This window comes from Curvibacter microcysteis (assembly GCF_028649455.1).
Classification (GTDB): Bacteria; Pseudomonadota; Gammaproteobacteria; order Burkholderiales; family Burkholderiaceae_C; genus Curvibacter; species Curvibacter microcysteis.
Window position 1 is genome coordinate 194,601 of sequence record NZ_JAQSIO010000003.1, and the last position, 13,515, is coordinate 208,115.

At 59.6% G+C, this 13,515-nt stretch carries 14 protein-coding genes and 1 tRNA gene; 12 read left to right on the forward strand and 3 right to left on the reverse strand.

Annotated elements, in window-relative coordinates:
• Positions 1 to 94: 94 nt before the first annotated feature.
• On the reverse strand, positions 95 to 367 hold the full coding sequence (locus PSQ39_RS09550) for a (2Fe-2S)-binding protein (protein ID WP_273926541.1): 273 nt from the start codon (positions 365 to 367) through the stop codon (positions 95 to 97).
• 234 nt (positions 368 to 601) lie between these two features.
• Positions 602 to 1,036, reverse strand: a complete 435-nt coding sequence (locus PSQ39_RS09555) for an SWIB/MDM2 domain-containing protein (protein WP_273926542.1) — start codon at positions 1,034 to 1,036, stop codon at positions 602 to 604.
• A gap of 369 nt (positions 1,037 to 1,405) precedes the next feature.
• Here PSQ39_RS09555 and rraA point away from each other — a divergent pair, with 369 nt between their 5' ends.
• The gene (rraA, locus tag PSQ39_RS09560; protein WP_273926543.1) at positions 1,406 to 1,912 is read left to right on the forward strand and encodes a ribonuclease E activity regulator RraA; all 507 of its coding nucleotides are present in this window, start codon (positions 1,406 to 1,408) and stop codon (positions 1,910 to 1,912) included.
• Here rraA and PSQ39_RS09565 read toward each other — a convergent pair.
• Positions 1,909 to 2,853, reverse strand: a complete 945-nt coding sequence (locus PSQ39_RS09565) for a DMT family transporter (RefSeq protein WP_273926544.1) — start codon at positions 2,851 to 2,853, stop codon at positions 1,909 to 1,911. The two genes, rraA and PSQ39_RS09565, sit on opposite strands and share 4 nt — an antisense overlap.
• Between PSQ39_RS09565 and PSQ39_RS09570 the strand changes: the two genes are divergently transcribed.
• The 11 genes from PSQ39_RS09570 to PSQ39_RS09620 all read left to right on the forward strand — a co-directional run bounded on the left by PSQ39_RS09570 (position 2,848) and on the right by PSQ39_RS09620 (position 13,454).
• Positions 2,848 to 3,339: a gamma-glutamylcyclotransferase family protein gene (locus PSQ39_RS09570; protein WP_337961378.1), complete on the forward strand. Its 492-nt coding sequence runs from the start codon at positions 2,848 to 2,850 to the stop codon at positions 3,337 to 3,339. The two genes, PSQ39_RS09565 and PSQ39_RS09570, sit on opposite strands and share 6 nt — an antisense overlap.
• A 271-nt stretch (positions 3,340 to 3,610) precedes the next feature.
• The gene (gene aceA, locus PSQ39_RS09575; protein ID WP_273926545.1) at positions 3,611 to 4,930 is read left to right on the forward strand and encodes an isocitrate lyase; all 1,320 of its coding nucleotides are present in this window, start codon (positions 3,611 to 3,613) and stop codon (positions 4,928 to 4,930) included.
• A gap of 297 nt (positions 4,931 to 5,227) precedes the next feature.
• Positions 5,228 to 7,135 (forward strand): threonine--tRNA ligase, encoded by a 1,908-nt coding sequence (thrS, locus tag PSQ39_RS09580; RefSeq protein WP_273926546.1) that lies wholly within the window; start codon positions 5,228 to 5,230, stop codon positions 7,133 to 7,135.
• A 75-nt stretch (positions 7,136 to 7,210) separates the two neighbouring features.
• Positions 7,211 to 7,816: a translation initiation factor IF-3 gene (gene infC / locus PSQ39_RS09585; protein ID WP_273926934.1), complete on the forward strand. Its 606-nt coding sequence runs from the start codon at positions 7,211 to 7,213 to the stop codon at positions 7,814 to 7,816.
• A 176-nt stretch (positions 7,817 to 7,992) separates the two neighbouring features.
• Entirely contained in the window at positions 7,993 to 8,196 is a 204-nt protein-coding gene (rpmI, locus tag PSQ39_RS09590) for a 50S ribosomal protein L35 (protein ID WP_027475501.1), read from the forward strand.
• 26 nt (positions 8,197 to 8,222) lie between these two features.
• The gene (gene rplT / locus PSQ39_RS09595) at positions 8,223 to 8,582 is read left to right on the forward strand and encodes a 50S ribosomal protein L20 (protein WP_027475500.1); all 360 of its coding nucleotides are present in this window, start codon (positions 8,223 to 8,225) and stop codon (positions 8,580 to 8,582) included.
• 104 nt (positions 8,583 to 8,686) lie between these two features.
• A complete protein-coding gene (gene pheS, locus PSQ39_RS09600) occupies positions 8,687 to 9,739 on the forward strand; it encodes a phenylalanine--tRNA ligase subunit alpha (RefSeq protein WP_273926547.1) in 1,053 nt (350 codons plus the stop codon).
• Positions 9,740 to 9,820: 81 nt separating this feature from the next.
• Positions 9,821 to 12,256 carry a phenylalanine--tRNA ligase subunit beta gene (pheT, locus tag PSQ39_RS09605; RefSeq protein WP_273926548.1) on the forward strand — a complete coding sequence of 812 codons (2,436 nt, stop codon included), beginning with the start codon at positions 9,821 to 9,823 and terminating at the stop codon, positions 12,254 to 12,256.
• A 16-nt stretch (positions 12,257 to 12,272) separates the two neighbouring features.
• A complete protein-coding gene (locus PSQ39_RS09610) occupies positions 12,273 to 12,608 on the forward strand; it encodes an integration host factor subunit alpha (RefSeq protein ID WP_273926549.1) in 336 nt (111 codons plus the stop codon).
• Positions 12,609 to 12,916: 308 nt separating this feature from the next.
• Positions 12,917 to 13,351, forward strand: coding sequence for a MerR family transcriptional regulator (locus PSQ39_RS09615; RefSeq protein WP_273926550.1), 435 nt, complete (start codon positions 12,917 to 12,919; stop codon positions 13,349 to 13,351).
• Between the two features lie 26 nt (positions 13,352 to 13,377).
• A tRNA-Pro gene (locus tag PSQ39_RS09620) sits at positions 13,378 to 13,454 on the forward strand.
• Positions 13,455 to 13,515: the final 61 nt, after the last annotated feature.

Here is a 13,515-nt window from a genome sequence, read left to right on the forward strand (position 1 = left end):
TGTCATGAAAAAGAGGGGGGGGCAGGAACCAGTGGGTCAGCTCATGCCCGAGCTTACTTGCGAAAAATCCACCAGGCCGAACCGATGACGAGAATCAGGCTGCCGCCGAGTGATGTGAGGAGTTCCATGCTCTGCTTTCCGTGATGTGGCTGGCGAGCTGGATGACCTGGCCTTGGGGCTGCGCATGAATGGCGGCCACAGGATGGGAAGCACTGCACTGTTGCACGACGTCGCGGGCGCAGCCTTCGCAGCGGCCACATTGGGTGGCGACCCCCAGTTCGAACTGGATGTCGTCAAAGCTCATGCCAGCGCGTGCATGGCGGGCGATTTCGCGGTCGGACACTCGGCGGCAAACACAGACAATCATGGCGTACAGGCAGGTTGGGCTGGCTGTTGAAAGGAGTCTCAGTATAAATGCGAATCTATCGCATTTGCAATAACTTCTTGATTGAGCGCTGGGCCCGAGGTGCTTCATCCCATGTGCCGACCTCGCATGGCCGTGCGTTGGATGGCGCCAACGGGTCTGGCCTTGGATGTCATTCGGCACAACACCATGAAAAAAGCCACCTTGCGGTGGCTTCTTTGTTCGACCGAAGGTCGTTTATTTGACGTGCTTGCCGATCAGGGCGGCGAGTTCAAACATGGAGACCTGGGCCTTGCCGAAGATGTCCTTGAGCTTGGCGTCGCCATTGATCAAGCGCTTGTTGGCCTTGTCTTGCAGGTCGTGCTTCTTGATGTAGACCCAGAGCTTGCTGACGATCTCGGTGCGGGGCAGGGGCGTGTTGCCCACCACAGCGGCCAGTGCAGCGCTGGGGGTCAAAGCCTTCATGAAAGCCGCGTTGGGCGTGCGCTTCTTGGCTGGTGCCTTGGCTGCCGCCTTCTTGGCGGGTGCAGCGGCTGCTTTGGCGGGGGCCTTGGCAGCTACTTTTTTGGCAGCAGGAGCCGCTGCCTTCTTGGCAGGAGTCGCAGCCTTGGTTGCCGGCGCGGCCTTTTTAGCAGGCGCTTTTTTTGCCGGGGCTTTCTTTGCAGTTGCCATGATTGAATTTTCCTTTTGGAAGTTGACTAATCACCAGCCAAACACTGCGTTCCTGCTGGCATACCGGATGCTAATGGAGAAAAAACGGCTTTCCAAGGGGAAACGCATCTTTTTCGCCCTTCATTGTTGCGTCCATGTGTCGCTGCACCCATTTGGGGCCAGGCCTTGTGGCGCAAGGTCCCTGCTGCCACGGTAGGGGGCGCTTGTCGGTGCGTTGACCTGTTGGCATCTGATGTGATGAGCTGCCTCTCGGCTTGGTGGTGAAGCGCGTCTTGTTTTGTATGCTCTGGGGCTGATGGCCCATCTCTTGCGCGAGGCCCTGGGGTGGGAGTCTGTTCTCCCCTTTTCACTCAGAAAGTAGCTTGCACCATGACAGTCTCTGCTCCCGCCTTCAGTACCTGCGATCTGTGCGACCTCCATAAGAACGATGGCAGTGGTCGCTTTCGCGTCTTGCCGCCCGTGTTTCAGTCCTTCGGTGGGGTCGCGGCCTTTGCTGGGCCGGTGGTGACGCTCAAGGTGTTTGAGGACAACACCCTGGTCAAGCAGGCTTTGGATGAGCCAGGCCTGGGCCGTGTGTTGGTGGTGGATGGTGGCGGTTCGCTGCGCCGGGCACTGGTCGGTGGCAACCTCGCCAAGTCGGCGGCGCTCAATGGCTGGGCTGGCGTGGTGGTGGATGGTTGTGTGCGTGATGTGGCCGAACTCAATGCCGAGTCGGTGGGTATCCGGGCCCTGGCCTTGATTCCGCTGCCGACCGAAAAACGCAACGAGGGCCAGCGCGATGTCCCGGTGCAAATCCAGGGCGTCTGGGTGCAGCCAGGTGACTGGCTGTATGCCGATGCCGATGGCATCGTCGTGGCCCATCAGGCCCTGGTTTAAGGCTCGGACTGGGCGGCCGCTCGCTCTGGCAGGGTGGCCAGCACCACGCCGGCCAGGGCAATGCCAAAAGCCATCATTTGCAGTCCTGTCATCGGCTCACCCAGAAACAAGACGCCGACGGTGGCCGCTGTCAGCGGCAGCATCACCGTGAACAGCCCCGCTTGTGCAGCGGGCACGGTGCGCAGCCCAGTCATCCACAGCCAGACTGTCCAGACACTGGCGGCCAAGGCATAGAACACCAGCAGCAGCCAATAGCGCAGGTCCACGCTGCCAAAGTCAAAAGACAGGGCTTGGTAAAGCCCCAGTGGGGTGGTCAGCGCCAGGCCCCACAGGTTGATCAGGGCGCTGATGCGCCGCGCGCCCAGGGCGCCTGTGAGTCGTTTGCCGATCACGGCATAGGCGCTTTCGCAGAGCACGGCACCCATGACCAACAGGTTGCCCAACCACACCTGATTGCCGGTGGTCGCGATGGGCCCTGCATCGGGCTTGTTGAGCGTGAACAGGCTGATGCCCAGCACGGCGAGCGCGATGGCCGCCATGACACGGGCTGAAATGTGTTCTCTGAGAAACAGCCAGCTCATCAGCGCCACGCAGGCGGGAATGGCAGACATGATCACGCCCGTGGCCACCACGGTGGTCATGCTGACGCCGGTCAACATCAGGATCGAAAAAAGAAAGTTGCCGAACAGGGACTCGAGGAACACCAGCTTGCGGGTGTTGGGGCTCATGGGGGCTTCTTGCGCAGGGCGGCGTGTCCAATGCGCCATGGCCAGGGCCCCAATGCCAAAACGCAACCAGGCGAGCAAAAAAACCGGCAGGATCAAGGTCAGTGGCTTGGACAGCGCCACATAGCTGCCCACCAGGGCCATGCTGGCCGCCAGACACAGGCAGGCCACGGGACGGCTGGGCGACAAGGATTTGGACAAGGAATCGACGTGCATGAATTCACCGAAACAATGACGAACGCCATGATGCCCGATGCGCAGGGGGGCTCCGCGTCCGACGCGCGTGCAGCGGCTCTGACTTGGGTCTTTGTGTATGGCACTTTGCGGCGTGGCGGTAGCAACGACATCAACCGCCTGGACCCTGAGCCCGAATGGGTGGGGACGGCTCACTTGCGAGGCCAGTTGTTTGACCTCGGGCCTTACCCGGGTCTGCGTTTGTTGTCAGCCAGCGACCCTGGCGGTTGTGATGTGGTGGGTGAGGTGTATGCCATCACGCCGGCGCTGGAGGCGGTTCTGGACCGCATTGAAGAAATTTCGGGCGCTGAGGACGACGAGTACCAGCGGCGTCAGATCAGCGTCATGGTGCAAGGCCATGCTCGCACCTGCCTGGTGTATGAGATCCACCCGAGTCGGGTGCGCGCTCGCCCCGAAATTGGGCACGGCGACTGGATGCGCCACGTGATGGAGCGTTCTGCCAGTTGAGTCGGGTCAACCTATTTCATCTGGCATTTTTGGATTTCTTAATGTGAAAAATCAGCGGTGCTGCACTGCGGCAATTTTCTCAATATGAGAAATGGTATTTCGTATTGAGGAATGATGTTGATAAGTTGTTGTTTTTAAAAGAATAAAAAAATGTCTTGTATAAGACATAAGATTGTCTTTGACTCTTATAGAAGACTTAAAGTTAGTCCATCGGCATCGCAATTGCATCAGCAACGAAGCCGGCCCCTTTTAATCAACCAGGAGTGAACACATGCCGCAATCCCTCACCGAACAATTGAGCCGCGAACAGCAAATTGCCGCCCTCGAAAAGGACTGGGCCCAAAACCCCCGTTGGAAGGGCATCAAGCGCGGTTACACCGCCGCTGACGTGGTGCGTCTGCGTGGCTCCTTCCAAGTCGAGCACACCCTGGCCCGCCGCGGTGCAGAAAAGCTCTGGAACCTGGTCAACAACGAGCCCTACGTCAATTGCCTGGGCGCTCTGACGGGTGGTCAAGCCATGCAGCAAGTCAAGGCTGGTATCAAGGCCATTTACCTGTCGGGCTGGCAAGTCGCCGCCGACAACAACGAGTACTCGGCCATGTACCCGGACCAGTCGCTGTACCCCGTGGATTCGGTGCCGAAGGTGGTGGAGCGAATCAACAACGCGTTCACCCGCGCTGATGAAATTCAATGGTCCAAGGGTGTGAACCCCGGCGATGCGGGCTACATCGACTACCACGCCCCGATCGTGGCCGATGCTGAGGCTGGTTTTGGTGGCGTGCTCAACGCCTACGAACTGATGAAGGCCATGATCCGCGCTGGTGCCGGTGGCGTTCACTTCGAAGACCAACTGGCTTCGGTCAAGAAGTGCGGTCACATGGGTGGCAAGGTGCTGGTGCCGACCCAAGAAGCGGTGCAAAAGCTGATCGCTGCCCGCATGGCTGCCGACGTCTACGGCGTGCCGACCCTGGTGATTGCCCGTACCGATGCTGAAGCCGCCGACCTGTTGACCAGCGACTATGACGAAAACGACAAGCCTTTCCTGACCGGTGAGCGCACCGCCGAAGGCTTCTACAAGACCAAGAAGGGCATCGACCAAGCCATCTCGCGCGCTGTGGCCTATGCCGACTACGCCGACCTGGTGTGGTGCGAAACCGGCACGCCTGACCTCGAGTTCGCCAAGAAGTTTGCGGATGCCGTGCATGCCAAGCACCCCGGCAAGATGCTGGCTTACAACTGCTCGCCTTCCTTCAACTGGAAGAAGAACCTCGACGACGCCACCATCGCCAAGTTCCAGCGCGAACTGGGTGCCATGGGTTACAAGTACCAGTTCATCACCTTGGCTGGTATCCACAACATGTGGTACGGCATGTTCGACCTGGCCCAAGACTACGTGGCCCGCGGCATGTCGGCTTACGTCGAAAAGGTGCAAGAGCCCGAGTTCGCTGCCCGCGAGCGTGGCTACACCTTCGTGTCGCACCAACAAGAAGTGGGCACGGGTTACTTCGACGACGTCACCACGGTGATCCAAGGCGGCAAGTCCAGCGTGACCGCGCTGACCGGTTCGACCGAAGAAGAACAGTTCCACTGATCTGTTTGAGACTCCGCTTTCAACCCGGCTTCGGCCGGGTTTTTTGTGGCTGTCGGAGGTGCTCTTGCCGTCTCAAAGTTGGCAGTCACTGGGCTTGCCGTTAAAATCGAGAGATCTCAACCTGCAAGAGCGAGAAAGGCAAGACTGGTTATGACACCGCGAACTACCCCGGAGACTCTCCTGGCCTCTTGAGGCCCAAGGTTCGCGCCTGCTCACTTTTCTTGCTTCCCAGATCAAAGCGCGGCCTTCACCGCGCTTTTTTCTTGTCCGTTTTTCTCTGCTCAACCCACAGACAACATGATTCAGATCACGCTCCCCGACGGCTCCAAACGTGAATTTCCCGGTCCCGTGACCGTGGCCGAAGTGGCTGCCTCCATCGGCACTGGCCTGGCCAAGGCAGCCTTGGCCGGCAAGATTGATGGCAAAGTTGTGGACACCAGCCACACCATCACGGCGGACAGCCCACTGTCCATCATCACCGCCAAAGATGCCGACGGTCTGGAGGTGATCCGCCACTCGACAGCCCACTTGCTGGCTTATGCGGTCAAGGAGCTGTTCCCGGATGCCCAGGTCACCATTGGCCCGGTGATCGAGCACGGGTTTTACTACGACTTCTCCTACAAGCGCCCCTTCACGCCTGAAGATCTGGCCGCCATCGAGAAGCGCATGGGTGAATTGGCCGCCAAGGACGAGCCCGTGGTGCGCCGAGTGCTGCCGCGTGACGAGGCGGTGGCTTACTTCAAGGGCTTGGGTGAACACTACAAGGCCGAGATCATTGCGAGCATCCCGTCCAATGAGGATGTGTCGCTTTATCGCGAAGGCAATTTCGAAGACCTGTGTCGCGGCCCCCACGTGCCCAGCACGGGCAAGCTGAAGTTCTTCAAGCTCATGAAGGTGGCCGGCGCCTATTGGCGTGGGGATCACCGCAATGAAATGCTGCAGCGGGTATATGGCACGGCTTGGACCACCAAGGACGAGTTGCAGCAGTACCTGACCATGCTCGAAGAGGCGGAGAAGCGCGATCACCGCAAGCTGGGGCGCGAGCTGGACTTGTTCCACATTGACGAGCACTCGCCCGGCACCGTGTTCTGGCATCCCAAGGGCTGGACCCTGTGGCAGGAGGTGGAGCAGTACATGCGCCGCGTCTACCGTGAGAATGGGTATCAGGAAGTCAAGGGCCCGCAAATCATCGACAAGTCGCTGTGGGAGAAGACGGGTCACTGGGACAAATACCGTGAAAACATGTTCACGACCGAGAGCGAAAAGCGTGACTACGCGCTCAAGCCCATGAACTGCCCGGGTCACATCCTGATCTTCAAGCAAGGCATCAAGAGCTACCGTGACCTGCCGCTGCGCTTTGGCGAGTTCGGCCAATGCCATCGCAACGAGCCCACCGGGGGTTTGCACGGCATCATGCGCGTGCGGGCCTTCACGCAAGACGATGGCCACATCTTCTGCACTGAAGACCAAATCCAATCGGAAGTGGTCGCCTTCACCACCTTGCTGCAAAAGGTCTACAAAGACTTTGGCTTCAGCGACATCATCTACAAGCTGTCGACCCGCCCTGAAAAACGCATTGGCTCGGAAGAGAGCTGGGACCGCGCTGAAAACGCCCTGGCCGAAGGTCTGCGCGCTTCGGGTTGCGAGTTTGAATACCTGCCGGGTGAGGGCGCTTTCTACGGTCCCAAGATCGAGTACACGCTCAAAGACGCGCTGGGTCGTCCTTGGCAGTGCGGCACCATCCAGGTGGATCCGAACATGCCCGAGCGTCTGGATGCGGAGTTTGTGGGTGAAGATGGCTCACGCCACCGGCCCATCATGCTGCACCGCGCCATCGTGGGCAGCCTCGAGCGTTTCATCGGGATTTTGATCGAGCAGCACGCGGGCGCACTGCCCACATGGCTGGCGCCGGTGCATGTTTCGGTGCTCAACATCACCGATTCCCAGGCAGACTACTGTCGCGATCTGGCCAAATTGCTTGAGAATCAAGGGCTTAGGGTTCAATTGGATCTGCGCAACGAGAAAATTACGTATAAAATACGGGAGCATTCGTTGCAAAAGCTTCCTTACATCCTTGTCGTCGGTGACAAAGAGAAGGCAGCCGGTGCCGTCGCAGTGCGCGCCCGGGGGAACAAAGACCTCGGTGTGATGTCCCTTGAAGCCTTCTCTGAACTGATCGCCTCGGACATCGCTTCTAAAGCCTGATTTTTCGTGAAACCAGCTTTAGCCGGCGTGCATCGTCGGTTGAAGCTACGTTTTTTGTAGCATATTGTTTTAAGGATTCGAGCCATCGCTACTGAATTTCGTGATCGCCGCCAGCGGGAAGAGCGCAAGCACCGTCTGAACCGTGAAATCATGGCCCCGGAAGTTCGTCTTTCCGGCCCTGAGAACGAGCCCATCGGCATCGTCAGCCTGGCGGAAGCACTCCGCATGGCGGGTGAACTGGATGTGGATCTGGTTGAAATTGCGGCCACAGCGAACCCGCCTGTCTGTCGTTTGATGGACTACGGCAAGTTCAAGTATCAGGAGCAAAAAAAGGCTGCTGAAGCGAAGTCCAAGCAAAAAGTCATCGAAGTCAAAGAAATCAAGTTCCGTCCAGGGACTGATGACGGCGACTACAACATCAAGATGCGCAACATCAAGCGCTTCTTGGACGATGGCGACAAATGCAAGATCACCTTGCGGTTCCGTGGTCGGGAAATCACCCACCAAGAGATCGGCATGGCCTTGTTGCAACGGATTCGTGACGAACTGGCTGACCTCATCGTGGTCGAGCAGTTCCCGAAGCTGGAAGGGCGTCAGATGGTCATGATGATCGCCCCTGGTAAGCGTCGGTCGGTGGCTGTCAAGCCTGATGCCGCACCAGCCGCGACCAGCGCAGCGTGATGGTTTGACAAAGAACACTGCCGGGCGCCTTGGGGTGTCTGGTGGCAGGGTGCAGGTTCCGACCTGGTGCCCAGGTCGGGTGTTGCAAGACACCTGACCGACCAAGTGGCTCGGGGCCATCAAGGCTGCAAGGAGTTTGCAGACGCCTCACGAGCACAATGAAAAGGAGCATTCACATGCCCAAAATGAAGACCAAGAGCAGCGCAAAGAAGCGCTTTCGAGTTCGTCCGGGTGGCACCGTCAAGCGCGGTCAAGCCTTCAAGCGTCACATCTTGACCAAGAAGACCACCAAGAACAAGCGTCACCTCCGTGGTGCAGTGGCTGTGCATGAGACCAACATGGGTCACATGGCGCAAATGCTGCCTGGTGCTGGCCTGTAATCAACTGACGAACAAGGAGTAATTCAATGCCTCGCGTCAAACGTGGTGTAACGGCCCGTGCCCGTCACAAAAAAGTTCTGGCCCTTGCTAAGGGTTTCCGTGGTCGCCGCGGTAATGTCTTCCGGATCGCCAAACAAGCGGTCATGAAGGCTGGGCAATATGCCTACCGCGACCGCCGTACCAAGAAGCGTGTGTTCCGCCAGTTGTGGATCGCCCGTATCAACGCCGCTGCGCGTGAACTGGGTCTGACCTACAGCCAGTTCGCCAACGGCCTGAAGAAGGCTTCCATCGAGATCGACCGCAAGATGCTGGCCGACCTCGCTGTGCATGACAAGGCTGCCTTCGGCAGCATCGTGAACCAAGTCAAGGCCAAGCTGGCTGCTTGATTTTTTCACGGCTACGCCCCGCTTCACCGTGGGGCGCTGCGAACAAGAAACAAGGGCTAGGGCTTTCATAAAGCTTTAGCCCTTTTTCATTGACAAGAGAATTTATGAACGAGTTGGACGCACTGGTCGACAGCGCCAGACAAGGTTTTGAGCAAGCTGCCACCCCGGCCGATCTGGAGAACGCCAAAGCGGTGTTTCTGGGCAAGTCGGGCCGCATCACGGAGTTGATGAAGGGATTGGCCAGCCTGTCGATTGATGAGAAGAAGGCCCGTGGTGCCGTCATCAACCAGGCCAAGCAAGCCATTGAGGCCGCATTGAACGCGCGCCGTCAGGCCCTGGCCGATGCCGAACTGGACGCCCAACTCAAGGCTGAAGCGCTGGACGTGAGCCTGCCGGGCCGTCAGGCCGGGCAGGGCGGTTTGCACCCGGTCTCGCTGACCTTGGAGCGCATCGAAGGCATCTTCGGCTCCATGGGTTTTGATGTGGCCCAAGGCCCTGAAATTGAGTCCGACTGGTTCAACTTCACCGCACTCAACACGCCTGAAGATCACCCGGCGCGCTCCATGCACGACACCTTCTATGTGGAAGGTGGTTCGGCCAAGGCGCCCAACCTGCTGCGCACCCACACCAGCCCGATGCAAATTCGCCACGCGGTGCAGCATGTGAACAGCCACCGGGCCCTGCTCGATGCCGGCGAAACCATGCCCGAAATCCGTGTCATTGCTCCGGGCCGAACCTACCGAGTCGACAGCGACGCCACACACTCGCCCATGTTCCACCAGTGCGAAGGCTTGTGGATTGGCGCCAATGTCAGCTTCAAGGACTTGAAGGTCGTCTTCACCGACTTCTGCCGCACTTTCTTTGAGTCGGACGACCTGGTCCTGCGTTTCCGTCCCAGCTTTTTCCCCTTCACCGAACCCAGCGCTGAGATCGACATTCAGTTCCAGAGCGGCCCCCTGGCCGGCCGCTGGTTGGAAGTGGCCGGATCGGGCCAGGTCCACCCGAACGTGGTGCGCAACATGGGCTTGGACCCCGAAAAATACATTGGCTTTGCCTTCGGCATGGGCCCCGACCGCCTGACCATGCTGCGTTACGGGGTGAACGATTTGCGCCTGTTCTTTGATGGCGACATCCGTTTCCTGTCCCAGTTCCAGTAAGTTTTTTCGGGGCGGGTCTGCCGGGTGCGTCGCGCGATCGCGGCGAGGCCGGCCCAGCCTCTCATTCACCGAGTTCTGACTATGCAATTTCCTGAATCCTGGTTGCGTGAATTCTGCAACCCGCCGCTGACGACAGCTGAGCTGTCCGAAGCCCTGACCATGGCGGGCCTGGAGGTGGAAGAGTTGACGCCCGTGGCGCCGCCTTTCACCAAAATCGTCGTGGGCGAGATCAAGCAGGCTGAGCAACACCCCAACGCTGACCGCCTGCGCGTGTGCCAGGTGGATGTGGGCCAGCCCGAGCTGCTCAACATCGTCTGCGGTGCGCCGAATGCACGCGTGGGCATCCGCGTCCCTTGCGCCTTGGTGGGGGCCGAGTTGCCCCCGGGCGACGACGGCAAACCCTTTTTGATCAAGGTCGGCAAGCTGCGCGGTGTCGAGAGCCAGGGCATGCTGTGCTCGGCGCGCGAACTGAAGCTGTCCGATGACCATGGTGGCCTGCTGGAACTCCCGGCTGATGCGCCATTGGGTCAGAACATCCGAGAGTACCTGAACCTCGATGACACCTTGTTCACCCTCAAGCTCACGCCCAACCTGGCCCACTGCCTGAGTGTTCACGGCATTGCCCGCGAGGTGTCGGCGTTGACTGGAGCGCCGCTCAAGAGCCCCAGCTTCCCTGCGGTGGCTGCCGTCCATGACCAGCGCCTGCCTGTCAGCATCAGCGCACCGGACCTGTGTGGTCGCTTTTCTGGCCGCGTGCTGCGCAACGTCAACCCGCGTGCCGCCACTCCACAGTGGATGGTGGACCGCCTGGCGCGCTGCGGCCAGCGCAGCGTAGCCCCCTTGGTCGACATCTCCAACTACGTGATGTTCGAACTGGGCCGTCCCTCGCACATTTTTGACCTGGACAAGATCCACGGTGGCTTGGACGTGCGTTGGGGTCGTGTCGGTGAGTCGCTCAAGCTGCTCAACGGCAACACCATCACCGTCGATGAAGAAGTCGGCGTGATCGCCGACGCCGAGCAGGTCGAGTCCTTGGCCGGCATCATGGGCGGTGACTCGACAGCAGTCTCCGACGACACCCGCAATGTCTATGTGGAAGCCGCTTTCTGGTGGCCCAAGGCGGTGGCCGGGCGTTCGCGTCGCTACAACTTCTCGACCGATGCAGGTCACCGTTTCGAGCGCGGTGTGGACCCTGAACTGACGGTGGAGCACATCGAGCGCATCACCCAGTTGATTTTGGACATCTGTGGCGGCGAAGCCGGTCCGGTGGACGATGTTCGCGTCACCGTGCCCACGCCCCAACCCGTGACCTTGCGCGTGGCGCGCGCCGTCAAGGTGATCGGTATGCCGCTGTCGCAAGAGCGCTGTGCGTTGGCGCTGCGCCGTCTGGGGCTCGACGTGTCGGAAGGCGAGGGCACGCTGACCGTGACGCCGCCGTCTTACCGTTTCGACCTGACCCTCGAAGAAGACTTGATCGAAGAAGTCGCGCGCATGGTGGGGTACAACAACCTGCCGACCACGCCCCCGCTGGCTCCGATCACGCCCAAGCTGCGCGCGGAGAACCAGCGAAGCCCCTTTGCGGTGCGCCGTCAGCTGGCCGGTCTGGGCTACCAAGAGACCATCAACTTCAGCTTTGTTGAAGAAGCTTGGGAACATGAGCTCGCCGGCAACCCTGCGCCCATCAAGCTGCTCAACCCCATTGCCAGCCAGATGAGCGTGATGCGCTCCTCGCTGATCGGTTCTTTGCTGCAGGTGCTGAAGTTCAACATCGATCGCAAAGCCTCGCGAGTGCGCGTGTTCGAGTTGGGCCGCGTCTTCCTGCGGGATGCGTCGGTCACCGACTCCATCACCACGGTGGCAGGGTTCCATCAGCCCATGCGGGTGGCGGGTGCTGCTTGGGGGGCTCAGGCCAGCACCCAATGGGGCCTGGCCGAGCGCGCTGTTGATTTCTATGACGTGAAGGGTGATCTGGAGGCTTTGCTGGCCCCGTTCAAGCCCAGCTTTGTCGCTGCTGAACACCCCGCTTTGCACCCAGGTCGCACGGCTGCCGTGCATTTGAACGGCGAAGTGATCGGTCACGTGGGCGAGTTGCACCCGCGCTGGCGCCAGAAGTGGGGCTTTGCCAGCTCGCCTGTGTTGTTTGAGCTGGCGCTGGATCCCGTGCTGGCGCGTCAGGTGCCGGCTTTTGAAGCCGTCTCTCGCCTGCAGCCTGTGACGCGAGACATCGCTGTGGTGGCGGCTGATCAGGTCAGCTTTGGGGCCGTCGAGCAGTCGATCCGTGCCGCTGCGACCGGTGGTCTGTTGCGTGATGTGACGCTGTTTGACTTGTACCGCCCCAAGCCGCAAAAAGACGCTTCCGCCGCACCCTCGGGTCTGAGCGTGGGTGAAAAGAGCCTGGCGATTCGCCTGACCCTGCATGGCGGCGAAATCAGCCTGACCGACGAGCAAATCGAAGCCACCGTGCAAGCTGTGCTGAAGCAGCTTGAGGCGGACACTGGCGCTCGTTTGCGTGTTTGACGAGGACCACAGCCCTATGGTGAGCCCTGAAATCGAATTTGCAGTCGACGATCTGGAGACCCCTGCGCTGACCAAGGCGCAGTTGGCTGACTTGTTGTTCGAGCACATTGGCTTGAACAAGCGCGAGTCCAAGGACATGGTTGATGCGTTCTTTGACCTGGTCTCTGAAAGTCTGGTGCGCGGCGATGATGTCAAGATTTCGGGTTTTGGCAATTTTCAGATCCGCACCAAGGCGCCTCGTCCTGGGCGCAACCCACGCACCGGCGAAGCGATCCCGATTCGGGCCCGCCGTGTGGTGACCTTCCATGCCAGCCACAAGCTCAAAGAGCAGATCCAGGGCGAGGGCAGTTGAGTTGAAGGGCGCCCCGCGTCGCCTGAGCTGATCTGGCTTCGGTTGGCGTGGCGGCCCGGCAGGTCTCCCTTCGCGCGGGGGCATTGGAGGCGCGGCATCTTTGGCGTTTTCATTCCCCTTCGCTTGGGCGGGAGGCATACTGATGAGGCCTTGGCTTCAAGGTTTTTTTCGTGGCTTGGCCCGCTGTTCTCTGTGATCTGCCTGCTTCCGTCAATTCGGAATTAACTCTCGTTTGTCTTGATCGGCTGTCTGGCGTTTGTGCCGCTGCTGAAGTACCCTAAAAGCTTTCCGTGTCGTCAGAGATTCCCATGGCAAACGCCTTGCCCCCCATCCCAGTCAAGCGCTACTTCACCATTGGAGAAGTGGGCGAGTTGTGTGGCGTCAAGCCTCACGTTCTCAGGTACTGGGAGCAGGAGTTCACGCAGTTGCGTCCCATGAAGCGCCGGGGCAACCGGCGCTATTACCAGCACCACGAGGTGTTGATGATTCGCCGCATCCGTGACCTGCTGTATGACCAGGGCTTCACCATCAGTGGGGCGCGCAACAAGCTGCAAGAGGGGGCTGGTGCCGCCTTGTCAGTGGCTGCCTCGCTCGGCGATGAGGCCGCGGCCATCGCTGTCGAAGGAACCAAGGGCGTGAACGATGAAATGTCGGCAGCCTTGCTGGCCGTGCCATCCCATGAGTTGCAAGGCCTTCGGCAAGAATTAGTTGAGATTTTTGAGCTTCTCGCCGAAGCCGCCTAAAAACCGTTATATAATTTAATTCTTGTCGGCGTGTAGCGCAGCCTGGTAGCGCACTTGCATGGGGTGCAAGGGGTCGCGAGTTCGAATCCCGCCACGCCGACCATTTTATTCGAAGACCAACGGGTCTCAGCCAAAAGCTGAGGCCCGTTTTTCTTTTCCGAATG

Coding starts and splice junctions, on each gene's coding strand:
- pheT (WP_273926548.1), top strand. CDS start 9,821: ATGCAATTTCCTGAATCCTGGTTGCGTGAATTCTGCAACCCGCCGCTG.
- PSQ39_RS09550 (WP_273926541.1), bottom strand. CDS start 367: ATGATTGTCTGTGTTTGCCGCCGAGTGTCCGACCGCGAAATCGCCCGC.
- PSQ39_RS09555 (WP_273926542.1), bottom strand. CDS start 1,036: ATGGCAACTGCAAAGAAAGCCCCGGCAAAAAAAGCGCCTGCTAAAAAG.
- rpmI (WP_027475501.1), top strand. CDS start 7,993: ATGCCCAAAATGAAGACCAAGAGCAGCGCAAAGAAGCGCTTTCGAGTT.
- PSQ39_RS09565 (WP_273926544.1), bottom strand. CDS start 2,853: ATGCACGTCGATTCCTTGTCCAAATCCTTGTCGCCCAGCCGTCCCGTG.
- pheS (WP_273926547.1), top strand. CDS start 8,687: ATGAACGAGTTGGACGCACTGGTCGACAGCGCCAGACAAGGTTTTGAG.
- PSQ39_RS09615 (WP_273926550.1), top strand. CDS start 12,917: ATGGCAAACGCCTTGCCCCCCATCCCAGTCAAGCGCTACTTCACCATT.
- rraA (WP_273926543.1), top strand. CDS start 1,406: ATGACAGTCTCTGCTCCCGCCTTCAGTACCTGCGATCTGTGCGACCTC.
- PSQ39_RS09610 (WP_273926549.1), top strand. CDS start 12,273: ATGGTGAGCCCTGAAATCGAATTTGCAGTCGACGATCTGGAGACCCCT.
- aceA (WP_273926545.1), top strand. CDS start 3,611: ATGCCGCAATCCCTCACCGAACAATTGAGCCGCGAACAGCAAATTGCC.
- thrS (WP_273926546.1), top strand. CDS start 5,228: ATGATTCAGATCACGCTCCCCGACGGCTCCAAACGTGAATTTCCCGGT.
- rplT (WP_027475500.1), top strand. CDS start 8,223: ATGCCTCGCGTCAAACGTGGTGTAACGGCCCGTGCCCGTCACAAAAAA.